We start from the raw sequence: 22,685 nt of genomic DNA, 5'->3' as shown, positions 1-22,685 counted from the left end.
GCCTGAGATCGTCGAGCCCGGGATCGCCGAAGGCGCTGACGACGATGCCGACGCAATCGGCGGCGTGCCGCAGGCCGATCTCGACGACCTCTTCGGCCGAGGCGAGCAGGTCGTCCTCCGTCACGATCATGACCGGGCTGCGCTCGGCCGTGGCGACTGCCACGGCCAGCGCGTTCTTCGTCGCCCGCTGCGCGATGGCTTGCATCATCGCGCTGGTGGACTGCGAACTGTTCGGATTGATCAACAGGATATGCCGGGTCACGCTCTCGCTGCCTTCGCTGGTTGGGCAAGTGGGTCGGCAAGGGGCTCGGCCGCCGGGACATCGGTCTCGGCCGGTTGGGTAATGTCTTCCATCGACCGGCCATAGGTTTCCGGGCCCATCTGGATGCAAAGCACGAAGACCGCATACATCGCAGCCGCCAGCGAAAAGACGCCGACCATGCCGTATTTGTCGAAGAGCATGCCGGAGATGAGCGGCACGAAGGAGCCGGCGGCCGAACCGGTCGCCAGGATCAGCGCGACGCCGAAGGCACGGATCCGCGTCGGGAACAGCTCGGGAGCATAGATCCAGATCGAGGTGTTGAGCAGCAGCACGAAGAACTGGAAGATCGCACCGAACAGCAGCACCATGTAGATATTGCTGCCGAGATAGGCGATCGACACGGCTGCAACGCACGCTAGGGCGGCGCCGACGGTGAGAACCAGCTTCCGGGGCAGATAATAGCCCAGGTCGAGGCAGCGATCGCGCCCAGCACGCTGCCGCTCTGGATGATCATGCTGTAGAGCAGGCTGCCCTGCAGCGTATACCCCATCGAGACGAAGATCAGCGGCATCAGCGTCAGCACCGAGAGCTGCGCGCCATAGCTCATCAGGATGGCGATGGCGACCGGGATCGTCCGACCGAGGAAGGGCTGGCGGAACAGCTCGCGCCAGTCGGATTTGACCGGGGCCTGCGTCGCATCGGCGGTGAGATAGGGGTGCACGACGAGATTGCGCGGCCGCAGGCTTCCGGACGCGAGGATCGACAGGACCTTGTTGGCCTCGTCGAACCGGTTCCGGGACGCGAGGAAACGCGGCGTCTCGGGCACGTAGCGCCGATAGAACACGGCCAGCAGCGCCGGCACGGCCAAGGCGGCGAAGAGCCAGCGCCAGCTATCCTCGCCTGGAAACAGCGTAAAGATCAGCAGACCGAAGGCCGGGGCGAGGAAGTTGCCGAAGCCGCCGGCGCCAACATTGACGAGCCCCGCCGCAGTGCCCCGGAACTTGGAGGAGCAGAATTCGGAGAGCATGGTCACGGCTGTGGAGATCTCGCCGCCCACGCCGAAGCCGACGATGGCGCGCGCGATGCAGAGCGTGAAGAAGTCCGGGGCCAAGGCGCAGGCGGCCGAGCCGATCGAGAACAGCAGCAGGTTGATGGTCAGCATGACGCGGCGCCCGTAACGGTCGCCGAGAATGCCCGACATCAGCCGCCCGATCGCGGCGCTGCCGAAGGTGATGGTGTTGAGCAGGCCGATATCGGCGCCCGTCAGGCCCCAGTGCTGGCGCAGCAGCGGGCCGGCGACGCCGATGGTGTTCTGTTCGAAGCTGTCGAACAGACAGCCGATAAGGACCAGTGCCAGGATCTTCTTGTGAGCGCCGGTGACGCCGATCCTGCTGAATGCGGTTTCCAATTGACGCGACATCGGCGTCGATGCGCCTGGTGGCTGCGAGATGTCCATTGCCATGATCGTTCCCCTGATCGTTCGTGATGGTTCGCGCAGGCCTCCCGCTGTTTTTCGGCTGGTGCGAGGCTTGCGCCGTCTGCTGCTGCCCTGGAAGTGGTCGTATGCTCCCTCTGGTTCCAAGAACGGCCCGTCTCCTTCGGGCGCCATTGGAACAATTCGTTCATATGAAGCTATCTGAAACTACAGTTTCGTAAAGCACCATAAATGCGCAATCCCTGCCGCTTCTTGCGTCAGGGATTGCAAGGCCGTTCACAAGGGAGAGGTTCCGACCAGGGCCGCGGCTCATCGTTTAGAGCGTGCCTAGCGCGAAAAACCGTTGCCACTTTTTCGCAGCATGCTTTGGACGATCTCAGAGCTCGTCGAGCGCGTCGTTCAACGCCTCGATATTGCGCAGGCGCGTGCGCCCCGGGGCACCGGCGATCTCGATGCAGCGCATGATGAGAAGATGGCAGAGCGCCATCACTGCCGTGTGGTTGAACAGCGGTCCCGGCGCCAGAGTCTGGCAGCGGAAATGCCACTGGCTGCGCGTCTCGTACTCGGCACTCTCATCCGTCACGAAAAGCAGCCGGGCGCCCGACCTGCCGATCTGATCGAGCAGCGCCTCGGTCTGCGAGACACGCCGGCGCAAGCCGAAGAAGATCACCACGTCGTCGGGAGAAAGGCTGGCGAGATGCTCGCCAAAGGTCTGGCCGCCGCCGGGAATGGCGACGACGTTCTCGATGACCTGCGTCAGCTGCCATTGCAGATAGGTCGCGAAGGCGAAGCTCGCCCGGAAGCCGATGACCCAGACCTTGCGCGCCGCCAAAATCGCTTCGGCCGCGCCGCTGATCTGGGTTTCCCCGATGGGCCGCAGCGTTTCCTCGAGATTGGCGATGCCCTGGGAGAGATTGGCGGCGATCGATTGCTCGCCGCTCGTGTCCGTCGTGGTCAGAAACAGGCGGGAGCCGCTTTGCCGGTCGAGCCTGGCGTGCCGGCGGGCCTCCTCGTAGCTCTCATAGCCCAGCCGCTGGACGAAGCGGGAGACCGTTGCCTTCGAGACATGGGCCAGCGCCGCCAGTTCCTGGGCCGAATAGGTCGCGACCTCGCCGGGAAAGTCGCAGACGAAATCGCCGAGGCGCCGCTCGGCAGGGGATAGATCGGACAGGATGCTGCGCACGCGGTTCAGAAACGACTTTTCCTTGGAATTCATGACCGGCGCCGCAAGCATGGGAGGTAACGCAACCTCTTCCGTCATGGCTTTCATTGCAAGCAGCAGCTGGCGTAGCGAATGGGTCGTCCGACCATTCGAAGCCATGTTGAGCTCTTCAGGTGAGTTGCGCGGGGCTCCAAGCGAGGCGCTGCGGTTCAGGCCGAACTCTCAGCCCCCCGTTCCAGTCCCCGCCAGCGCAGCTCAGCTCACCCGCAGCATGTCGCTGCCATCGCCGAGATAATGCAGGACATCGCGCGGGATCGAGGGGTCGTCGGGCTGCAAGGTCGTGGCGATGGCCATGTCCGCCCTGCCGATCAGGCCGGCGCGGCGATAATGCAAGGCGGTCCTGGTCGCATAGGGCTCGCGCAGCATGGTCGCCGCGATGCCGCTGGCGATGCCGAACATGAACTTGGTCTTGCTGCGCTGAACCGGCATCAGGATCGAGGTCGTCAGCTCGTTCTTCTGGACGCTCTCGAAATCGAAGAAGAAGATCCGCCCGGCCAGCGGCACCGTGAAGCCGTGATATTTGAAGATGTAATCCGTCTTTCCGCGGGCTTCCGCGCTCGGAAAGCGTTCGAGATAGCAATGCTGGTAGAGATTCTCGTTGCGGTAGATGCAGAGCAGCGAGCGGATGATCGCGCCCTTGTAGATCGATGAATACTGGTAGCGGTCATAGACCCCCGCGATATCGGGCGTCTCCCGCTTGGCGCCGAGTACGGCTGCATTCATGAAGGCGTCGAACTGGCGCGAGCCGCGCAGCCGTTCCAGCACCGGAAAATAATTGCCGTCGACGAGCATCCGGACCTCGTCGGGGTCGGCGAAGAGCACGGCGGTGCCCAGCCCGAAGAACTGCGAGATCAGCCGGATATTGCCGGGCGACGGCAGGTGCACGCCGGAGAGGTATTTGTTGAACTGCTGCCGGTTGAGCCCGATCTTCTGGCAGACGGCCGTGATCGAGCTGTGCCGCTCGCAGAGGAACCTCAGGTTCGCCGAAAATCGTTCCACGCCATCCGGTCTCAAAGCGCCCCGCCCCCCAAGCATCAGCAGCATGATGACGCGATCACTGCGTCACTTCGCGTCAGCAATCAAGCGACTGCGAAATTGTCAGCCGGCACGGCAGCGCCGAACACTTGCGCTCAGATGTGGTGTGGAAGGCAGTGATGATCAGGCGCTTGAAGACGGCGGCACGGTTTGACGATGCGGTTCAGGACAAGGCTCTCACCAAGGCGGTGGAGGAGCTGCTGGCGCAGGTCGAGACGGGCGGCGATGCAACGGTGCGTGCGCTTGCCACACGGTTCGACGGGCTCGACCGCGCCTCCTACAGGCTGAGCGACGCCGAAATCCGGGCCTGCGTCGACGGGCTGACGACGCAGCAGCGCGACGACATCGCATTCGCCCAGGAGCAGGTCCGCAACTTCGCGCAGGCGCAGCGCGCGGCGCTCCGGGACATCGAGGTCGAGACGCTGCCGGGCGTCATCCTCGGGCACAAGAACATCCCGATCGCGAATGTCGGCTGCTATGTGCCCGGCGGCAAATATCCGCTGCTGGCATCGGCGCATATGTCGGTGGTCACCGCCAAGGTCGCGGGCTGCGAGCGCATCATCTCCTGCGCGCCGCCCTTCAATGGCGCCCCCGCCCCCCTGATCGTCGCCGCCCAGCATCTGGCCGGCGCGGATGAGATCTACTGCCTCGGCGGCGTCCAGGCGATCGCGGCGATGGCCTTCGGCACCGAGACGATCAAGCCGGTCGACATGCTGGCCGGCCCCGGCAATGCCTACGTGGCCGAGGCCAAGCGCCTGCTCTTCGGGCGGATCGGCATCGATCTCTTCGCCGGCCCGACGGAGACGCTGATCATCGCCGACGAGACGGTCGATGGCGAGATCTGCGCCACCGACCTGCTCGGACAGGCCGAGCACGGCGTCAATTCGCCGGCGATCCTGCTGACCACCTCCGAGGCGCTGGCGCGCGAGACGATGCGCGAGATCGAGCGGCTGCTCGCCATCCTGCCGACCGCCAAAATCGCGCGCCAGGCCTGGGAGGATTATGGCGAGGTCATCCTCTGCGACAGCGTGGAGGAACTCGCGGAGGAAGCCGACCGGATCGCGTCGGAACATGTGCAGGTGATGACCGCGGACCCGCAATATTTTCAGGATCGCCTCAAGAATTACGGCTCGCTCTTCCTCGGCGTGCGCACCACCGTCTCCTATGGCGACAAGGTCATCGGCACGAACCATACGCTGCCGACCAAGAAGGCGGCGCGCTATACCGGCGGCCTCTGGGTCGGGAAATTCCTGAAGACCTGCACCTATCAGCGCATCCTGACCGACGAGGCCTCGGTCCTGATCGGCGAAGCCTGCTCGCGGCTCTGCATCATGGAAGGCTTCGTCGGCCATGCCGAGCAGGCCAATATCCGCGTCCGCCGCTTCGGCGGGCGCAACATCCCCTACGGCGCCGCGGCCGAATAGTCCTGATGCTCTCCTTCATCATCAGGCGCATCGTCGCGGCCATCCCGGTGATGGCCTTCGTCGCCCTCTTCGTCTTCTCGCTGCTCTATATCGCGCCCGGCGATCCCGCTGCCGTGATCGCCGGGGACCAGGCCTCGCCGGCCGAGGTCGAGCGCATCCGGCAGAGCCTCGGCCTCGACCGGCCCTATCTGATCCGCTTCGGCGAATGGGCCTGGCGCGTCGTGCAGGGCGATCTCGGCACCTCGATCTTCACGTCGCGGCCGGTCACGCTGCTGATCGCGCAACGCATCGAGCCGACGCTGTCGCTGATGGTGCTGACGCTGCTCGTCACCGTGCTCATCGCCGTTCCCATGGGCGTGCTCGCAGCCTGGAACGCCGGCAGCGTCGTCGACAAGGCGGCGATGGCCTTTGCGGTGCTCGGCTTTTCCGTTCCGGTCTTCGTCGTCGGCTATCTCCTCGCCTATGTCTTCGCGCTCAAGCTCGAATGGCTGCCGGTGCAGGGCTACACGCCGCTCGCGGAGGGTGTCTGGCCCTGGCTGCGCAACCTGATCCTGCCGGCGCTGGCGCTCGGCTTCGTCTATATCGCGCTGATCGCCCGCATCACCCGGGCGACGATGCTCGAGGTGCTGCAGCAGGATTATATCCGCACCGCCCGCTCCAAGGGCGTCAGCCATCGCAACGTCCTGTTCCTGCACGCGCTGAAGAACGCCGCCGTGCCGGTGATCACGGTCATCGGCGTCGGCATCGCGCTCCTGATCGGCGGCGCGGTCGTCACCGAGAGCGTCTTCGCCATTCCCGGTCTCGGCCGGCTGACGGTCGATGCGATCCTGCAGCGCGACTATCCGGTGATCCAGGGCGTCATCCTGATGTTCAGCTTCGTCTACGTGCTGGTGAACCTGCTGATCGACCTCGCCTACACCATCGTCGACCCGAGGATACGCTATTGACCGCGCTCACCGGCACCGAGGCGGGCGCGGCCCGGCTCGTCGCGAGACCCTCGCGGCTGCAGCGCCTCCTGCGCTATCTCGGCCGGCACCCGTCGGTCGCGGTCGGCGGCGGGCTGCTGCTTGCCATGGTCGCGATGGCCGTGCTGGCGCCGCTGCTCTGGACGATCGATCCGACCCAGATCTCGCCGGCGCGGCGGACCCGGATGCCCTCGGAGCAATTCTGGTTCGGCACCGACATGCTCGGGCGCGACGTCTATTCGCGCGTCGTCTATGGCGCCCGCGTCTCGCTCGTCGTCGGGTTTGCGGTCGCGGCGCTTGCCTCGCTGGCGGGCCTGGCGATCGGCGTCCTCGCCGGTTTCGTGCGCAAGGCCGATGGCGTGATCATGCGCGCCATCGACGGCATGATGTCGATCCCGCCGATCCTGCTCGCCATCGCCCTGATGGCGCTGACACGCGGCTCGGTCGGCAATGTCGTCCTGGCGATCACGCTGGCGGAAATTCCCCGCGTTGCCAGACTCGTACGCGGCGTCGTTCTCTCGCTGCGTGAACAGCCCTATGTCGAGGCTGCCGTCGCCAGTGGCGCCAGGGCGCCGCGGATCATCATCCGGCACATCATCCCCAACACCATGGCGCCGATGCTGGTGCAGGCGACCTATATCTGCGCCAGCGCGATGATCATCGAGGCGATCCTGTCCTTCATCGGGGCCGGCATCCCGCCTGCGACGCCGTCCTGGGGCAATATCATGGCCGAGGGCCGCGCGCTCTGGCAGGTCAGGCCGCATATCGTGCTGTTTCCCGCGATCTTCCTCTCGATCACGGTCCTGGCGGTCAACCTGCTCGGCGACGGCCTGCGCGACTCGCTCGATCCGCGCATCGCCAAGAGCTTGTGAGGGAAAGCGCGTGCGGGAAGCGAAAGCGCGGGGAGCGCGCCCGGACGGGTTTCGACCCTGACCGCGAGCATTGCCGGCAATCCAACAATAAGGGGAAGGACATTCATGCGCGTTGCACTGGCCAGCTTTGAATTCGAGGGCAATACGCTCTCCCAGCAGATCAACGGGCGCGACAGCTTCGCCCGAAAGGTCCTTGTCGAAGGCGAAGCCGTCCTCCCGGCAATCGAGGGCCGCGACCTTGCCGTCACCGGCGCGCTCGAGGCGCTGCGCAAGGAAGGGCTCGAGGTCCTCCCCGTCCTCGTCGCCCATGGCGGTTCCGGCGGCGTCGTCGAGGGCGGCTTCTACCGCGAGACCTTCGAGACAATCGTCGCCGGCATCCTGAGAGAGCCGGTGGACGGCGTCTTCCTCGCCCTGCACGGGGCGATGATCTGCGAGGGCGAGAGCGATCCCGAGGGCGCCCTGCTCGCGGCGCTGCGCGCGGCGCTCGGCCCCGGCATCAAGATTGCCGTGAGCCTCGACCTGCACGCCCATGTCACGCCGCGCATGGCCGGGAATGCCGACATCCTCGTCGGCTACGAAACCTATCCCCATGTCGACGCCCATGGCACCGGGCGGCGTGCAGCCGAACTGCTGGCGGGCGCACTGCATGGCCGGATCCGGCCCGTGACCCGGCTCCGGCGCATCGACGCGCTCCTGCCCGTCGCCGGCGGCGCGACCCATGGCGATGCGCCGATGGCGGAGCTGCGCCAGCTCGCGCGCCAGATCGAGGCGGACGGGCGCGCGCTCGCCGCGAGCTATTTTCCGGTCCAGCCCTGGCTCGACATCGACGGTATCGGCATCGCGGGCGTCGCGGTGACCGATGCCGATCCGGCAGCTGCCACCGCGGTGGCCGGCGAGATCGTGCAGGCGATGTGGGACCGTCGCCGCGCCTTCGAGATCCCCTGCCTGTCTCCCGACGAGGCCGTCGCTGAGGCCGTTGCCCGTCCCGAGCTGGTGCTGATCTCGGATGCGCCCGACTGCGTCGGCGGCGGCGCGCCCGGCGATGCGCCGGCCGTGCTGGCGGCCCTGCTGCGCGCCGGGCTCAATGTGGAGGCGGCCGTGCTGGTCGTCGATCCCGCTGCTGCGGCAAGGGCCTTCGCGCTCGGCGTCGGCCAGAGGATCCACGTCGAAATCGGCTCAGGCCTCGACCCGCGCTTCCATCCGCCGGTCGCGGTGGAGGCGGTGGTCGAGAGCCTGCATGACGGCCATTTCACCTATTCGGCCGGCATTAGCGCCGGCACGCCCGGCCAGATGGGGCCGACCGCGGTGCTCCGGGCCGGCCGGCTCCGCATCGTCGTGCCGACCCACGCGACCTACGAATACGCGGACGAGCAATACCGGGCTGCGGGCATCGACATCGGCGACTGCAAGATCGTGGTTTTCAAGAACCCGATGAATTTTCGCACCCTGCTCGATGCCGGGACCTCCTGGGTCATGGTCGGCGGCGCGGGCCCGACGAACCCGAACCTCGCCAGCATCGACTGGCACGTCAAGCAGCGCCCGTTCTGGCCCTGCGACGACCAGGCGCAACCCGTTTTCATGGAGATGAGCCGTGACTGACCCCCTGCTTTCCTGGCCGGCGCCGACGCGCAGCCGCAACCGCCCGCCGATCGAGCCGCGCTTCGCCGAAGGCACGGCCTGGATCGACGGCAGGATCGTGCCGGTGGCGGAAGCCACCCTGCCGCTGCTCGACTGGGGCTTTCTGCGCTCGGATGCCTGCCAGGAGACGATCTCGGCCTGGGACGGGCTGCTGTTTCGCCTCGACGACCATCTCGATCGGTTCTGGCGCTCGCTGGAGCGCCTGCGCATGACCTCGCCGCTCAGCCGCGAGGAGATCCACAGCGCGGTCCACGCCCTGATCGCGACCGCCGGCTTCGACAACGCCTATGTGCAGATCATCATGACGCGCGGCCGGCCGCCGATCGGCAGCCGCGACATCCGGCTCTGCACCCAGCGTTTCCAGGCCTTCTGCATCCCCTATGTCTGGATCGCGACGCCCGAGGTGCAGCAGCGCGGCCTGCATCTCCATGTCGGCAGCCGGCATCGCGTGCCGGCGAACTCCGTCGACCCGATGGTCAAGCACTACCACTGGCTCGATTTCGAGCTCGGCCTGCTCGAGGCCTTCGACCATGGCGCAGAGACCGTCGTGCTGACCGACGGCCAGGGCCATGTCCTGGAAGGCCCGGGCTTCAATATCTTCATCCGCAGGGGCGAGACGCTGCTGACCCCGCGCAGCGGCATGCTCGACGGCATGACACGGCGCACCGTGATGGAGCTTTGCGCCGATCTCGGCATGGCGGTCGAGGCGACCGACGTTCCCGTAACAGCGCTGCTCGGGGCCGACGAGATCTTCCTGACGACGACCGCCGGCGGCGTGCTGCCGGTCACCTCGGTCGGCACCAGGGCCATCCGCAACGGACCGGGCCCGTTCACCGCCCGGATCCACGCCGCCTACTGGCAACGCCGCGCCGATGGCTGGCTCGGTGAACCCGTCGACTACGTCGTCCCCGCCCCTTCTGCCTCGGAGTAGGACCTGCCATGTTCAACAGACGTCAGTTCATCGCCGCAGCCGGCGCCGCCACGCTTGCCCGCCCGGCCATCGCCCAAGGCACGGCGGCGCGCACGCTGAAATTCATCCCGGAAACCAACCTCGCCATCCTCGACCCGATCGTGACCACGGCGGCGGTCTCGACCACGCATGGCTATTGCGTGTTCGACAATCTCTTTGCCGTCGACGACCAGTTGCGGCCGCAGCCGCAGATGGCGGCCGGCGCCACGGTCTCCGACGATGGCAGGACCTACGAGATCACGCTGCGCGACGGCCTGAAATTCCATGACGGCGAGCCGGTGCGGGCGCGCGACTGCGTCGCCAGCCTGAAGCGCTGGAGCATGCGCGACAGTTTTGGCCAGGCGCTCGGCGCGGTCGTCGACGACTGGCAATCGGTCGATGACAAGACGATCCGCGTGCGGCTGAAGCGGCCCTTCCCGCAATTCCTGCGCGCGCTCGGCAAGCCGCACTCGTCCGCTGCCTTCATCATGCCGGAACGGATCGCCAGTTCCGACCCGATGGCGCCGGTCAAGGAGATGGTGGGGTCGGGGCCGTTCCGCTTCGTCGCTAACGAGTTCGTGCCAGGCTCGCGGATGGTCTACGAGAAATTCGAGGGCTATGTGCCGCGCCAGGAGCCGGCCAACTGGACGTCGGGCGGCAAGCGCGTGAATTTCGACCGCGTCGAATGGCATGTCATCACCGACCCGGCGACGGCGGGCGGCGCCCTGCAGCGCGGCGAAGTCGACTGGTGGGAACGCCCGCTGCCCGACCTGATGTCGACGCTGACCGCAAACAAGGAGATCGCCACCAGCACGCTCGATCCTTACGGGCTGATCCTCGGGATGCGGTTCAACCATCAGCAGGCGCCGTTCAACAATCCGGCGCTGCGGCGGGCCATTCTCTCGGCCGTGACGCAGGACGACTACATGCAGACGGTGATGGCCGGCGATACCGGCAGCTTCCGCACCTGCCAGGCGATGTTCCCCTGCGGGTTGCCGGGGGTGAAGGAACTGGGCGCCGAGATCATGAAGCAGCCGCCCGATCTGAAGGCGGCCAGAGCCGCGATCGCGGCCTCCGGCTACAAGGGCGAGAAGATCGTCATGCTTCACGCCGCCGATCATCCGCTGATCGCGCCGCTGGGCGACATCACGGCCGATCTGCTGAAGAAGCTCGGCCTGAATGTCGACGTGCAGACGATGGACTGGGGCACAGTCGTGCAGCGGCGTACCTCCAAGGAGCCGGTGGAGCGCGGCGGCTGGAGCATTTTTCACACGAACTGGCCGGGCTCCTCCGTCACCAACCCGGCGGAGAACCTCTATATCCGCGGCGCCGGCGCGTCCGGCTGGTTCGGCTGGCATGACAGCCCGGAGATGGAGACGCTGACCGCGCAATGGCTGGCCAGCACCGACGAGGCCCAGGCGCAAAAGCTGCTGGACGATGTGCAGCGCAGCGCGCTCACCACCGTGCCGGTCGCGCCGCTCGGCCAGATCATCCCCAAGACCGCCTATCGCCGCAACCTGCAGGGCATCCTGACGGCCTCCTCCCCCCTGTTCTGGAACGTCCGCCGGGTCTGACATCCGGTCCGCAGCCACAGCAAACCCGCCGGAGCGATCCGGCGGGTTTTGGCATCAGGTCCGGCTGGGGCTGGTCAGGCCGCGCTTCACCCTGTCCGCTCGGCGCCAGCACCGGCTGGATCTGCTCGACGCGCAGTCCCAACCCATTTGAGACCCATGGAGATCGGCGTCGGGTGGTCGGAGTTGGCCCTTTCCCGACATCCAGGGAGTCTGCTTACGGGCTGCCCGGTTGGCGCGCCGGCCGATGGTCAAAAGTGGCCCAGCCTCTACCTTCGGAATGTCTGCAATTGGGTAAGGCCGGCGTGCCTGGAATCGATGAGGAGAGTGCTGGCAGGTTGTCGCAGGATGCCTCAGCGCTGCAGGCAGCGGCCGCCCGGTGTTCGGTCTTGCCAGACTGCGCGACCTGCCCGACCTGGAAGGGCTCGAGGATGCGGGCCTGCTCTCGAAGGATATGCTCCTAGCCGAAGAAATTTCGACGAGCGGCTCTGACGACAGGGAGGGCGACGCAGAACGCGACGACTTCTCTCTTGATGACTGGAATTCAGCGGGTGGAACTGACGGCGTCACGAATTGGACGCGCAAATCCTTGCCTCGAGAAGCGCGGTCATGGCTTCTGGCCCTGGCGTCGGCGTAGCATCGCCAGCGGCAGAAGGCGGCGGCTGCGCAGCTTCGGATCAAGCGCCTCGTTGAGGCTGTCGCCGACAAGGTTCGCAGCGAGCACGAAGAGGGATAGCGCGAGCGCGGGACCGATAATCAGATAGGGTGCGCGAGTGAGGAAGCCCTTCGCCTCGTTCAGCATCTGCCCCCATTCCGGCATCGGCGGCTGCACGCCGAGGCCGAGATAGCTAAGCGAGGACGCGCCGATCACGAATCCGGGAAGCGTGATGGTCGCCTTGACGATCACCGGAGCGGAAATGTTGTGCAGCACGTGTCGAACCAGGATGTCGGACCAGCTTGCGCCAGCGGCGATCGCCGCCTCGATATAGAGTTCCTGTCGGACAGAGAGAGCGGCGCTGCGCGCGATGCGGATGAAGTTCGGGAGCTGCGACAGTCCAAGCGCGATCACCACGCCCCTTTCCGACGGACCAACCACGACCACGATCACGATGGCGATCATGATCGTCGGAAAGATCAGCATCATGTCGGTCAGGCGCATCACGATCGCGTCGGCGAGACCTCCGCTATAGCCGACGACCATGCCGATCGGCACGCCGAGCAGCAACGAGAACAGCAGCGCAGCCGTCGTGATCTGCAAAGTCACGCGCGTCGCAAGGATCACGCGTGCCAGCGTGTCCCGCCCGAACTGGTCCGTTCCGAACCAATGACTGGCGGATGGCGGCAACAGCCCCGCCGTCAGGTTGGTTTCCAGCGGGTCGGACGGAACGATCCACGGCGCGAGAATCGCGACGAGGTAGAACAGGGCCAGGATCACGCCGAAGAAAAGGCCGACGCGATCGCGGGCATAGTGCCTGAACAGATTCATGTGCCACGTGCCCGGTGCGGCGAGGCTGTCCGATCAATCATGGGCTAGCCTCGGATCCGCCCAGCGGTAGAGCAGGTCGACGATCAGATTCACCAGCACGAACATCATCGCGAAGACGAAGATGCAGCCCTGGGTCAGTGGAAGATCGCGCGTGAGGATCGAATCGACCATGAGCCGGCCAAGGCCGGGCCAATTGAAGATCGATTCTGCGACTGCGGCGCCGCCGAGCATGCTGCCGAGGCCAAGGCCGAAAAAGGTGATGATCGGCAGCAATGCATTGCGCAGTGCATGCTTGAAGACGATCGTGCGCTCGGGGACGCCTTTGGAGCGCGCGGTCACGATGAAATCGCGCTGCAATGCATCGATCATGCAGGCGCGGACCATGCGCGTGAAGCCCGCCGCTTGCGCAAAACCAAGCGTCAACACCGGCATGACGTAGTGACGCCAGGTGGTCATGCCGCCGATCGGCAGCCAGCGCAGATAGACCCCGAAAAAATAGATCGCGACGATCCCCGACACGAAGATCGGCGTACAGATGCCGATGAGCGAGACGAGCGACACGCCTCTGTCGATCGGCCGGCTCCAGTACATGGCGGAGAGCGAGCCGAGGACGAGGCTGATCGTCGTCGCGAAAAGCATCGCCCAGGCAGCCAGGAGAGCAGTGTTCAACAGGCGCGGACCGACGATCGCGAGCACAGGCTGACGCGAGAAGTTCGAAACGCCGAAATCTCCCGTCAGCACCTTGCCCATGTAGGCCACATATTGCGCGCCAAGCGGTTGATCGAGCCCGTAGGCCGTGCGGATGCTCGCGACCAGCTCTTCCGGCGCGCTGTCGCCGGCGATCAAGCGCGCGGGATCGCCGGGGATCGCATGGAACAAGCAAAACAGAAACGTCAACAAAAGGAGCCCGGCAACGATCATGAAGACCAGTCGGCTGGCGATCATCTTCATCATGCGCAGTCAGGCTCCCGGCACGCCGCCGGCGCGAGCATTGGAGGAAGAGCGGCTTTCATGAGCGTCAGCGGTTGATCCCCTGGCGCTTGCGCTCGGCTTGATCGATCCAGGCGAAGGTCCCGTCATAAACATTCGACGGCAGATAGACGCCACCATGCACATAGCTGCGCGTCGCGTCGGTCAGGTTGAGCGTCGGCAGGTAGATGACCGGCGCGAGCTTCAGAAGTTCGGCCATCCATTGCCGCACAATTTCGGCGCGCTTCGCGGGATCGCTCTCCACATGCGCCGCCTCCGCCAGCCTGTCCGTCTCCGGATTGGAGAAGAACATGCGATTGGCGCCGGCCGGCTTCCACGCCTTTGTATGCGTCATATACATCATCGGCTCGTCTGGATCGGCCGTCGGCACGGTCCAGGACAATACGGCGAGATCGTATTTCGCATCCTTCGGACCGACAGAGAGCGCAGCGCTGAACGTCGCACTCTCCAGGATCGTGAGCTCGGTCTTGACGCCAAGCTTCTCGAGGAACGTCTTCACGAGCTGCGCGATTTCGTAGTCGCCCGTTCCAGCCTTCCGGCCATAAAGCTTGAGCGACAGCGTCTTGCCCTGTGCGTCCTCGACGAAGCCGTCGCCATTTCGATCCTCGTATCCGGCCTCCTTCAGCATCTCCCGCGCCCTGGCGAGATCAAACGGGAAGATCGTGTCCTTGCCGGGCTCGCGCATATCGGCGAAGCCGAACACGCCGGGCGATAATGTCGGAGCCTGCGATAACGTGGCACCGGTGCCTGCGAAAACGGACTGCACGATGCCGGCCTTGTCGACGGCGATGTTGAGCGCCTGCCGCACCTTGGGATCGTCGAGCGGCTTCACCAGATTGTTGATGACGACATAATGCTGCTGCAGGCTCGGCATGGTCCGTAGCGCGATGCTCTTGTCCTTGGCCAGCCGCTGAATGTCGAAATTCGGAATGCCCGGGGCGCGGTCGATCTCGCCGCTCTCCAGCATCGCGAGGCGCGTCGTCACATCCGGTACGAAGAGGATGCGGATGCTGTCGAGATAAGGTTTGCCCTTCTGCCAGTACTTGTCGTTCTTCTTGAAGAGCGCACACCTGACCGTCATTGTCGGCGACGACTTTCTGCAATCCCTCGAGCAGGCTGACATAAAGGAATTTCTTAGCGAGTGCTTCGTTGAAGACGAAGGCGACCGCCTCGGCGTTAAACGGTGTGCCGTCGTGGAACTGCACGCCCGGCCGCAGCTTGAACGTCACGGTCTTCTTGTCTTCGGACGTTGTCCAGCTCTCAGCCAGCACTGGCTTGATCTGACGATCGGCTGTCAGCTCGACCAGCGTCTCGCAGGCGTTCAAGTAAACGTCCATGCCGCCGGCGTCCGTGTTGCGGCCGGGGAACATCGTCTTGTCGAGCTGTCCAGCGAGCACGAGTTCGCCGCCATATTGCGGCTTGGCCTCCTGCGCGGCGGCAGGCACCGACAGCGCGGCGCCCAGGGCGATCGACGCAGCAAGCAGGCTTTTGCACCGGGCTTTCATCATGCTCTCCTCCCTCGTTCCTCTTCGCCGCATCCTGCGCGCGCCGTTGGCCGCGGCAGGTTTTGGCTCAATACATGCGCGCCTTGTCGAGCACGTTGATCATCTTCTCCGTCTGGCCGGCGACGTAGTGGCCGAGATTCTCGATGAAGATGTCGACGATCTTGCCGTTCTCGCTCGGCGCGGTGCTGGCCGAGTGCGGGGATATCAGCACGTTCGGCATCGACCAGAGCGGCGATCCCGGCGGAAGCGGTTCGACCGCGGCGACGTCCAGGCCGGCGAACGCGATCCGCCCGCTCGACAACGCCGCGATCAGCGCCGCCTCATCGACAACCTGGCCGCGCGCGATGTTGATCAGAACGGCGCCGGGTTTCATCGCGGCGAACGCCATGCGATCGAGCATGCGTTCGGTCTGCGGCGTATGCGGCGTGCAGAGAACGACATAGTCCGCGCTGGCGAGCGCCTTGTGCAGGTCCGGCTGGCCGTAGATATCCGTCGTGAACAATTCGGCGCTCCGCGCTGGCGACGGATTGTTGACGACCGCTGTCACCGACATGTCGAACGCACGCGCGAGTGCGGCGATGCGGGCGCCGACCTTACCGGCGCCGACGATCGCAACCGTCTTGCCGGAGAGCTCTCCGCCGCAATAGCGCTCCCAGCGATGTGCTTGCTGATCGCGCTGCAGGCGCGGCAGATCCTTCACATGGCCAAGCATCACGAGAAATGCGAACTCCGCCAGCGCGTCAGCATGGACGCCGCGAGCCGTGGTCACGATCAGGTCGGTCGGCGCAAGCCCGAAGCTATGGACTTGCTGTCCCACCCCCGAGCTGGTCGTCTGCACCCAGCGCACGTTCGGCGCGAGCGCAAGGCCTCGCTCATCCTCCGCGCCGGTTGGAAAATCCCAGAGGATCGTCGCGCGTCCGAGCGCCTCACGCCAGCGGCGCTCCTGCGCCCCGGTACGCCGGAAGCTGTCGCGTCCCTTGTGATCGCCGACATAGCGCGTCATTGGCAGCAGATCGGGCGCGAAGATGATGTCGACGCCGGCGGGTGCCGCCGCGCGCATGCGCTCGACATGCTCGCTCTCCAGCGGCGAGGTGATGAACGCGATATGCGCGGGCGACGACGTCATGGCGCGCGGACTTTGGTTGATGGCATGCGGCGACCCCGGCGCGCCGGTCTGATTGTCGGACAGATCCAGGCGGCGGACATGACTATCATGAGAATTTTTCACATTTCAAGAGGACGCCCTTCTGCCGTTAGGGCTGCCAGCTCGCCCTGAAGCCAGCGCCGGAAGGCGAGGATTTTCGGTTCGGACCGGCGCAGCGGGCTGCACATGAAGAAGTAGCCTTGCTCGCGGCGCAGGATATGGGGTGACGCGATAACGAGGTCGCCGTTCTCCAACTCCCGCCGAATCAGGAACCGCGGCAGCAGGGCAAAGCCGATGCCGACCACGGCCGCCTCGATCACCATGAAGAAATGCTCGAAGCCGAGGCCAGCAGGCGTGGGCGTCGGCAGATGAAGGTTCTCGAACCATTCAGGCCAGGCCTCGATCCGGGTAGTGTGGCGAATGAGCTGTTCGGGGCGAAGCGCCCCGGGATCGATCGCCGTGCGGCCCTCGAGCAGCCGCGGCGCGCAGACAATCACCAGTTCTTCGTCCAGTATCCGATAGGTTTTGACGCCCGGCCAGTCGCCATTTCCATAGCGGATGCCGACATCAACGGCGTCGAGGGCGAAATCGATCGCCTGCTCACCGACGACGATGTCGACCTGCATGTCCGGATGCTGCGCCTTGAATGCCGGCAGGCGCGGAATCAGGAAGCGCAGCGCGAAGGTCGGCAGCACGTTGATGGTCAATCCGTATGCGTTCTGATCTTGGCGAAGGCGCGCGAGCAGCGTCCGCATCCGATCGAATGAGTGGCGCAACTCGACGAAGATCGCTTCGCCGCTCGACGTCAGCTGGATTGACGGCTTGGTGCGCAGGAACAGCGGAAAGCCAAGTTCCGCCTGCAGCAAGGACAAGGCGCGGCTGACGGCGCTTTGCGTGACGCCGAGTTCCGATGCCGCGCGTGTCATACTGCCGAGACGCGCCGTCGCCTCGAAGCTGCGCAGACCGTTCAGGGATGGGAAGTCAGGCATCTGACTCCATTGACATGATATTTAATCATGTCAATGGAGTCGTTCTCATAAGGCGCGTGCGACTCAAGCCTCCAGCAGGCATTGTCACGGCGTAGCGGAATTGTTGCGCCTCGATCGGGTTGGTCGGTTCCAGCATGAGTGCGCGTCATCGGCACGTAACCGCTGTACGCCGCTTACTCACGGCTTCGGTCAGAACTCCGGCCAGCGCACTCGTACGTGTGCTTCTGGGCAACTCGCCAATGTCTGCAAATGGCGCGGGCCGGAACTCGGCGCTTCTGACGCCGAACGACCGAGACGTGTGGAAATCAGAGTTCGCCAAGCGGCGAGGCGCTGCCTTTGGACTGTTTCTACGCCTAAGCGGGCGCCTTAGCCCGGGACGAAGCGGTTAAGCTTCTGCCTCTCCGGGGCTGATGCACTCTTTAATCGCCTGGGAAAAGGCGATGATCGTTGCCTCTCGGTCTTCGGCGCACATAGCTCGGAACAGATTCAGGAAGTCATCGGTGCCGATCTGCATAACAACCTTTGAATTGCCCCCTCCGGAAGCCATAACCCCGCGAACGGTGACRCCACTCCGCCTTTGGCCATCCGGGCTTTTGCCAACCCAGGCACCGTGAGCGATCTCAACATTGCCTTCGTATTGCCAGCGGCCGCCGCCCTGTAGAGGCGCCCTCCAAAGCTGGCTGCGTTCACTCATGGTAGTTCCTCGATTTCTATCGGTCGGAAGCCCTGAGCCTGCGCGAGCACGGCCAACGCTCTTCTGTAGCTGGGCGCCTTTTACGTCGCTGCAGCCAGAACATCCAAGGCTGCCGCGCTCCGGCATCAACAGTGAAGCCCGCCCAGCGGAACGTCCGCTTTGCGGCTGGATCTCAACCTGGCGCTTCTCGTACGCAGCTAGTCGCGCATAACGGAATGGCTCGAAGCAGCGCAGCCACATCATTGGTAGGATAGTTGCGGATGCGGCGCCCCAAGGGGAATTGCCATGCATGTCGAAACTCAAAGCCAACGGCAGCGGCAGGTTTGGAACACCGGTCGCATTATTGGACCCAGGCCGCCTCTGAAGCCGAGACACATTTKGGCCACCCGCACCCGGCTCCAGCATGAGGGCCGGATCCGCGATTTGGCGATGTTCAATCTCGCAATCGATAGCAAACTGCGCGGATGCGATCTCGTTCGCCTCCGCGTGGCTGATGTCGTGCTTGGGGGCCTTCGAGCCTGGCATCCTCCCGCTTCGTTCGCCCCATTGGAAAGCTTGCCCCAATCAGGATTTCGTGGCGGCGAGGTCGCCCCCGATGACAAGGAGGGGTTGAGCTCGGGCTTTCACGGCTCGGACGAGTTCGCAGCCGGATTCCGGCTCAAGTGAAAGCAGCCCTGAAATGCAAAATGCCCGCCGTGAGGCGGGCATTCGCTCTTCGACCGAAGCTCAAGGGGAGGGAATCATGAGCCCCAGGAGAAACTACCTGGAACGCGCTGCGCCCGGTGACGCGGCGGTTCTATTCAGTGACTTCAGGCCGCAGCGTGCGAGCGGGCGATGAAGGGGATCTCCGAGCGTGACAGGCCAAGATCGGCGAGCTCACGGTTGGTCAGACGCGACAGCTCGCGAACCGTCTCGCGATAGCGCAGGAAGGCGCGGATTTTGGCGGCAATCATGGTGACGAACATGGTGTGTTTCCTTAGCGCATATTCCGGACCGGGGCGGTGCCCACAGCGACAATTTCGTTGTGCACTGCACATAAGCCGATCGGCCCGCCGCAATTAGGGGCTTTACTTCAGCTCCGATATGCATCCAGAGCATGCATCATTTGTTAATCAGTAGTTTTCTGGTCTCATCATGCGTTGAGCGCAGTCATCGTTTCAAATGCAACCGATGTTCCGCCTAGAAAACGGGCTGTGGCCGAAAGCAGGAATTCACCGCGTTGGCTACGCGATTTCGGCACCTTGCCGATTGCGAAGTTGAACCGCCCGCATGCGGACGTCCGAGGGGGCGGGAATGGGCGACTTTTGACCGTCAGCGGCTCACCGCAAATGTCGGAGTTGGGTCGCGAACGGACGTCCCTTTCGCGGCATGCGAATGTCTGGTTCCGGGCCATGCGCCAATGTCTGCACCTGGCGTAGCGCGGCTGCCAGCTTTCCTTGCGGCGCTTGCAAGCCGGGCTGAACCCCGCTCTATCGTCGCCCATGACGAGGACGCCGAGCGGTGGGGCGATACTGTGACACAAGGCGACACTGCCTCCGCACCACTGTCCCTTGCGGCGCTGGGCTGGACGGATTTCTTTGCAGATCAATGCGGACCAGATGACGCCTGCCTCCGGCCTGCGCGCATCGGCTCGGTGCACCGCACCCGCATGAGCGCAATCACGCCCGATGGGCCGATCAGGCTCAAGCTGCCGGTCCATACCAATACAGGCGACTTCACGGTGGGTGACTGGGTTCTGGTGGAGCCCAGCACACATCTGCTACGGCGCCGGCTGGAGCGCGCGACGGTGTTGGCGCGGCGCACCGAGGGCAGCATGACGCCGCAGCTTGCCGGGGCCAACATCGACACACTGTTCATTGTCACCTCCTGCAATGCTGATTTCAACGTCGCGCGCCTGGAGCGCTATCTTGCGCTGGCCAATGAGAGCGGAGCCGAACCTGTCATCCTGCTGACCAAGGCCGATCTCGTGCCCGACGTGCAGCCCTATCTCGACCAGGCCGCCGCCCTGCAGCGCGGGCTGGCTGTTGCAACCGTTAATCCGCGCAGCTCTCACGCGGCGGCTGCGTTCGCGTCCTGGTGTGGCGAAGGCCGCACCCTCGCGCTGGTCGGTTCGTCCGGCGTCGGCAAATCGACTCTTGTGAACGCGCTTTCCGGCACCATCGATGGCGAACCGCAGCAGACCGGCGACATCCGCGACCACGACGCCAAGGGGCGCCACACCACGACGTCGCGCTCGCTGCATGCGATTGCCTGCGGCGGCTGGGTGATTGATACGCCGGGCATGCGCACGCTCCATGTCAGCGATGCGGCGTCTGGTCTCGAAACGCTGTTCGCCGAGATCACGGAACTAAGCCCGCTCTGCCGCTTCCGCGACTGCACCCATGAGCACGAGCCCGGCTGCGCGGTTCAGGAGGCAGTCTCCAAGGGCGCGATCGACCCTGAGCGTCTGGCACGCTGGCGCAAGCTCGATCTAGAGAACAGGGCAAAGTCGCCGGAGGTGAAGGGGCCGAGGGGAAGGGGCGGTAGGCGGGGCGTCTGATTCGGCCGAGCCCAAACCTCAGCCTGTTCATCCTGGAGCTGACGCCGGTGATACGGCCCCTCGCCCGCCAGCGCGCGACGATCSACGACTATCCGGACGACCATGTGGCCCGGCGTCCGGATGGGATACCTCTCGGTGACCCTGCCGCCGCGCAGCCCATTTTCTAGGCAGAATATCGGTTTCATTTGAAACGATGACTGCATTCAACGCATGATGAGACCAGAAAATTACTGATTTACAAATGATGCATGCTCTGTATGCATATCGAAGCTGAAGTAAAGCCCCTAATTGCGGCGGGCCGATCGGCTTATGTGCAGTGCACAACGAAATTGTCGCTGTGGGCACCGCCCCGGTCCGGAATATCCGGTAGAGGAATATCACCATGTTCGTCACCATGATTGCCGCCAAAATCCGCGCCTTCCTGCGCTATCGCGAGACGGTTCGCGAGCTGTCGCGTCTGACCAACCGTGAGCTCGACGATCTTGGGCTGTCACGCTCGGAGATCCCCTTCATCGCCCGCTCGCACGCTGCGGCCTGAAGTCACTGAATAGAACCGCCGCGTCACCGGGCGCAGCGCGTTCCAGGTAGTTTCTCCCGGGGCTCATGATTCCCTCCCCTTGAGCTTCGGTCGAAGAGCGAATGCCCGCCTCACGGCGGGCATTTTGCATTTCAGGGCTGTTTTCACTTGACCCGAAATCCGGCTGAGAACTCATCCGAGCCGTGAAAGCCCGAGATCAACCCGTCCTTGTCATCGGAGGCAGCCTCGCCGCCACGAAACCTGATTGGGTAAAACTTCCGCGCCAAGTCCGCGAGCTTGGCCTCTCGCGAGTCGACCGACCCAAGAGCGGACGCTCCAAACGCCGGGAATGGGTCGTTTCGGACGTGTCACCGTCGCTGGCTTCAGCTCTGCTTTCGGGCCGGAAGCCAGAGCCCGCTCATGGCGCCGAGCGGCTCGGCCTGAATGTCGACGTGCAGACGATGGACTGGGGCACCGTGCGCCTGGGCCTCGTCGGTGCTGGCCAGCCATTGCGCCGTCAGCGTCTCCATCTCCGGGCAAAAGCTGCTGGACGATGTCCAGCGCAGCGCTTGACCAGGCTGCCTATCGTCAGCACCATGCGGCATTGCACGACCTTGCCATGACAATCTTCGGCGGCAGGAGGTGGGGGTAGCGGATAGGCCGGCACTAATCCAAGGCTCCCCGGCACCCCTCCCCTGGGTGACACTGCCGGGTGCAGGAGACCCCGTAGCGCCAGGGCTCTCCCAAACTGGTGTCTACGGGGTTTTTCGCCAGAGGTTTCGAGTGAAAACCGACTGACCGAACGAAATCGCCGCTGCGGTGCTTCCCGCCCGCTATCGGCGCACGCTCGCACTTGGCTGTCTTGCCCCGCACACACGGAAAGTTGCCCCCCGCGGCTAGCGGCGATCATGTTCCTGGGAATGTGCGCCGAGGCCCGTGTCCTATTGAAACCGCTCGCCGCGTGGCCGGAGCGGCGCTGAAGGGTTCCTTGGGAGCGGAGGCGCACCGACTGGCTCATCCGATGTGATGTCGACAATCTCCCTCGTGCCTGCCTTCACCAGTACGACAATTCGCCCATCGACGATCACCATGCCAAAAGGCAAGGATCGAGCCTCGCCGTCGAGGCCCACGACCCGGATCGAACGAGGAACCACGTCGCCAAGCCGAGGGACCCACTTGGAGCCGTTTTCGGTTGATCCGAATTCGGCAGCCGCCAGAGCTAGGGGAAAGGATGTGAAAACGGCGATTCCACGCAGCAGCATCGGATTTCGCCTCATTTCTGGGTGCGGGAAACCATGACAATGACGGCCGGTAAAGCGCGCGGGTTGTCGCCGCCACCGGGGCGAAGCTGAAACCTCAGGAGCTGATGCCCAGGCTCATCCCGATGGACCCCAACGTTCCGAGCGCAAAAAACTCCAGTCGAACAGATGGTCCGCAGTCTTCGGATT

At 64.6% G+C, this 22,685-nt stretch carries 19 protein-coding genes and 3 pseudogenes; 9 read left to right on the top strand and 13 right to left on the bottom strand.

Annotated elements, in window-relative coordinates; genetic code table 11:
- The 4 genes and pseudogenes from AC1D34_RS21635 to AC1D34_RS21620 all read right to left on the bottom strand — a co-directional run.
- Positions 1 to 262 (bottom strand): aspartate/glutamate racemase family protein (locus AC1D34_RS21635; RefSeq protein WP_476825270.1); only part of this gene is annotated, 262 nt, incomplete at its 3' end.
- Positions 259 to 1,724, bottom strand: a pseudogene (locus AC1D34_RS21630) (MFS transporter). The gene AC1D34_RS21635 and the pseudogene AC1D34_RS21630, both read right to left, overlap by 4 nt.
- A gap of 349 nt (positions 1,725 to 2,073) precedes the next feature.
- A complete protein-coding gene (locus tag AC1D34_RS21625; RefSeq protein WP_476825269.1) occupies positions 2,074 to 2,913 on the bottom strand; it encodes a MurR/RpiR family transcriptional regulator in 840 nt (279 codons plus the stop codon).
- Positions 2,914 to 3,114: 201 nt separating this feature from the next.
- Positions 3,115 to 3,918: an XRE family transcriptional regulator gene (locus AC1D34_RS21620; protein ID WP_476825268.1), complete on the bottom strand. Its 804-nt coding sequence runs from the start codon at positions 3,916 to 3,918 to the stop codon at positions 3,115 to 3,117.
- A 155-nt stretch (positions 3,919 to 4,073) separates the two neighbouring features.
- Here AC1D34_RS21620 and hisD point away from each other — a divergent pair, with 155 nt between their 5' ends.
- The 6 genes from hisD (at position 4,074) to AC1D34_RS21590 (ending at position 11,376) form a co-directional block, all read left to right on the top strand.
- The gene (hisD, locus tag AC1D34_RS21615) at positions 4,074 to 5,378 is read left to right on the top strand and encodes a histidinol dehydrogenase (RefSeq protein WP_476825267.1); all 1,305 of its coding nucleotides are present in this window, start codon (positions 4,074 to 4,076) and stop codon (positions 5,376 to 5,378) included.
- 5 nt (positions 5,379 to 5,383) lie between these two features.
- A complete protein-coding gene (locus AC1D34_RS21610) occupies positions 5,384 to 6,325 on the top strand; it encodes an ABC transporter permease (RefSeq protein ID WP_476825266.1) in 942 nt (313 codons plus the stop codon).
- Positions 6,322 to 7,215, top strand: a complete 894-nt coding sequence (locus AC1D34_RS21605) for an ABC transporter permease (protein ID WP_476825265.1) — start codon at positions 6,322 to 6,324, stop codon at positions 7,213 to 7,215. The genes AC1D34_RS21610 and AC1D34_RS21605 overlap by 4 nt, the downstream gene beginning before the upstream one ends.
- 105 nt (positions 7,216 to 7,320) lie before the next feature.
- Complete coding sequence (locus tag AC1D34_RS21600; protein ID WP_476825264.1) at positions 7,321 to 8,814, top strand: M81 family metallopeptidase; 1,494 nt, start codon at positions 7,321 to 7,323, stop codon at positions 8,812 to 8,814.
- Complete coding sequence (locus AC1D34_RS21595; protein ID WP_476825263.1) at positions 8,807 to 9,784, top strand: aminotransferase class IV; 978 nt, start codon at positions 8,807 to 8,809, stop codon at positions 9,782 to 9,784. The genes AC1D34_RS21600 and AC1D34_RS21595 overlap by 8 nt, the downstream gene beginning before the upstream one ends.
- An 8-nt stretch (positions 9,785 to 9,792) precedes the next feature.
- Entirely contained in the window at positions 9,793 to 11,376 is a 1,584-nt protein-coding gene (locus AC1D34_RS21590) for an ABC transporter substrate-binding protein (RefSeq protein WP_441493662.1), read from the top strand.
- Positions 11,377 to 11,980: 604 nt separating this feature from the next.
- On the opposite strand, the gene AC1D34_RS21585 is transcribed toward AC1D34_RS21590, so the two are convergent.
- From AC1D34_RS21585 to AC1D34_RS21555, 7 genes and pseudogenes are all read right to left on the bottom strand, one after another.
- Positions 11,981 to 12,859, bottom strand: coding sequence for an ABC transporter permease (locus AC1D34_RS21585; RefSeq protein ID WP_441493663.1), 879 nt, complete (start codon positions 12,857 to 12,859; stop codon positions 11,981 to 11,983).
- A 33-nt stretch (positions 12,860 to 12,892) separates the two neighbouring features.
- Positions 12,893 to 13,813 (bottom strand): ABC transporter permease, encoded by a 921-nt coding sequence (locus tag AC1D34_RS21580; protein ID WP_441493664.1) that lies wholly within the window; start codon positions 13,811 to 13,813, stop codon positions 12,893 to 12,895.
- A gap of 64 nt (positions 13,814 to 13,877) precedes the next feature.
- A complete protein-coding gene (locus tag AC1D34_RS21575) occupies positions 13,878 to 14,930 on the bottom strand; it encodes an ABC transporter substrate-binding protein (RefSeq protein ID WP_476825262.1) in 1,053 nt (350 codons plus the stop codon).
- 61 nt (positions 14,931 to 14,991) lie between these two features.
- A pseudogene (locus tag AC1D34_RS21570) lies at positions 14,992 to 15,186 on the bottom strand (ABC transporter substrate-binding protein); the annotation flags it as partial.
- Between the two features lie 235 nt (positions 15,187 to 15,421).
- A complete protein-coding gene (locus tag AC1D34_RS21565; protein WP_441493666.1) occupies positions 15,422 to 16,480 on the bottom strand; it encodes a D-2-hydroxyacid dehydrogenase in 1,059 nt (352 codons plus the stop codon).
- A 98-nt stretch (positions 16,481 to 16,578) separates the two neighbouring features.
- A complete protein-coding gene (locus AC1D34_RS21560) occupies positions 16,579 to 17,487 on the bottom strand; it encodes a LysR substrate-binding domain-containing protein (protein WP_441493667.1) in 909 nt (302 codons plus the stop codon).
- Positions 17,488 to 17,872: 385 nt separating this feature from the next.
- Positions 17,873 to 18,181 (bottom strand): hypothetical protein, encoded by a 309-nt coding sequence (locus AC1D34_RS21555; protein ID WP_476771119.1) that lies wholly within the window; start codon positions 18,179 to 18,181, stop codon positions 17,873 to 17,875.
- A gap of 285 nt (positions 18,182 to 18,466) precedes the next feature.
- Here AC1D34_RS21555 and AC1D34_RS21550 point away from each other — a divergent pair.
- A pseudogene (locus AC1D34_RS21550) lies at positions 18,467 to 18,688 on the top strand (integrase); the annotation flags it as partial.
- 302 nt (positions 18,689 to 18,990) lie between these two features.
- Here the strand turns inward: AC1D34_RS21550 and AC1D34_RS21545 are convergent.
- On the bottom strand, positions 18,991 to 19,146 hold the full coding sequence (locus AC1D34_RS21545) for a DUF1127 domain-containing protein (protein ID WP_476771136.1): 156 nt from the start codon (positions 19,144 to 19,146) through the stop codon (positions 18,991 to 18,993).
- A gap of 683 nt (positions 19,147 to 19,829) precedes the next feature.
- On the opposite strand from AC1D34_RS21545, the gene rsgA reads away from it, so the two are divergent.
- Together rsgA and AC1D34_RS21535 are read left to right on the top strand one after the other, a co-directional pair.
- Positions 19,830 to 20,720, top strand: a complete 891-nt coding sequence (gene rsgA, locus AC1D34_RS21540) for a ribosome small subunit-dependent GTPase A (RefSeq protein WP_476825261.1) — start codon at positions 19,830 to 19,832, stop codon at positions 20,718 to 20,720.
- A 382-nt stretch (positions 20,721 to 21,102) separates the two neighbouring features.
- Positions 21,103 to 21,258, top strand: coding sequence for a DUF1127 domain-containing protein (locus AC1D34_RS21535; RefSeq protein ID WP_441493807.1), 156 nt, complete (start codon positions 21,103 to 21,105; stop codon positions 21,256 to 21,258).
- Between the two features lie 362 nt (positions 21,259 to 21,620).
- On the opposite strand, the gene AC1D34_RS21530 is transcribed toward AC1D34_RS21535, so the two are convergent.
- The gene (locus AC1D34_RS21530) at positions 21,621 to 21,767 is read right to left on the bottom strand and encodes a hypothetical protein (protein WP_441493805.1); all 147 of its coding nucleotides are present in this window, start codon (positions 21,765 to 21,767) and stop codon (positions 21,621 to 21,623) included.
- Positions 21,768 to 22,685 lie beyond the last annotated feature (918 nt).

It is taken from the genome of Allobosea sp. P1_A7, from assembly GCF_056406775.1.
The sequence above is the reverse complement of the archived record's forward strand: the minus strand, read 5'-3'. Positions and strand labels throughout refer to the sequence as shown.

Excerpts from the sequence above, each read along its gene's own strand:
- AC1D34_RS21610 (WP_476825266.1), top strand. The coding sequence starts at position 5,384 with ATGCTCTCCTTCATCATCAGGCGCATCGTCGCGGCCATCCCGGTGATG.
- AC1D34_RS21575 (WP_476825262.1), bottom strand. The coding sequence starts at position 14,930 with ATGACGGTCAGGTGTGCGCTCTTCAAGAAGAACGACAAGTACTGGCAG.
- AC1D34_RS21590 (WP_441493662.1), top strand. The coding sequence starts at position 9,793 with ATGTTCAACAGACGTCAGTTCATCGCCGCAGCCGGCGCCGCCACGCTT.
- AC1D34_RS21600 (WP_476825264.1), top strand. The coding sequence starts at position 7,321 with ATGCGCGTTGCACTGGCCAGCTTTGAATTCGAGGGCAATACGCTCTCC.
- AC1D34_RS21545 (WP_476771136.1), bottom strand. The coding sequence starts at position 19,146 with ATGTTCGTCACCATGATTGCCGCCAAAATCCGCGCCTTCCTGCGCTAT.
- AC1D34_RS21530 (WP_441493805.1), bottom strand. The coding sequence starts at position 21,767 with ATGGAGACGCTGACGGCGCAATGGCTGGCCAGCACCGACGAGGCCCAG.
- AC1D34_RS21625 (WP_476825269.1), bottom strand. The coding sequence starts at position 2,913 with ATGAATTCCAAGGAAAAGTCGTTTCTGAACCGCGTGCGCAGCATCCTG.
- AC1D34_RS21560 (WP_441493667.1), bottom strand. The coding sequence starts at position 17,487 with ATGCCTGACTTCCCATCCCTGAACGGTCTGCGCAGCTTCGAGGCGACG.
- AC1D34_RS21535 (WP_441493807.1), top strand. The coding sequence starts at position 21,103 with ATGTTCGTCACCATGATTGCCGCCAAAATCCGCGCCTTCCTGCGCTAT.
- AC1D34_RS21580 (WP_441493664.1), bottom strand. The coding sequence starts at position 13,813 with ATGATGAAGATGATCGCCAGCCGACTGGTCTTCATGATCGTTGCCGGG.
- hisD (WP_476825267.1), top strand. The coding sequence starts at position 4,074 with ATGATCAGGCGCTTGAAGACGGCGGCACGGTTTGACGATGCGGTTCAG.
- rsgA (WP_476825261.1), top strand. The coding sequence starts at position 19,830 with ATGAGCGCAATCACGCCCGATGGGCCGATCAGGCTCAAGCTGCCGGTC.
- AC1D34_RS21565 (WP_441493666.1), bottom strand. The coding sequence starts at position 16,480 with ATGACGTCGTCGCCCGCGCATATCGCGTTCATCACCTCGCCGCTGGAG.
- AC1D34_RS21585 (WP_441493663.1), bottom strand. The coding sequence starts at position 12,859 with ATGAATCTGTTCAGGCACTATGCCCGCGATCGCGTCGGCCTTTTCTTC.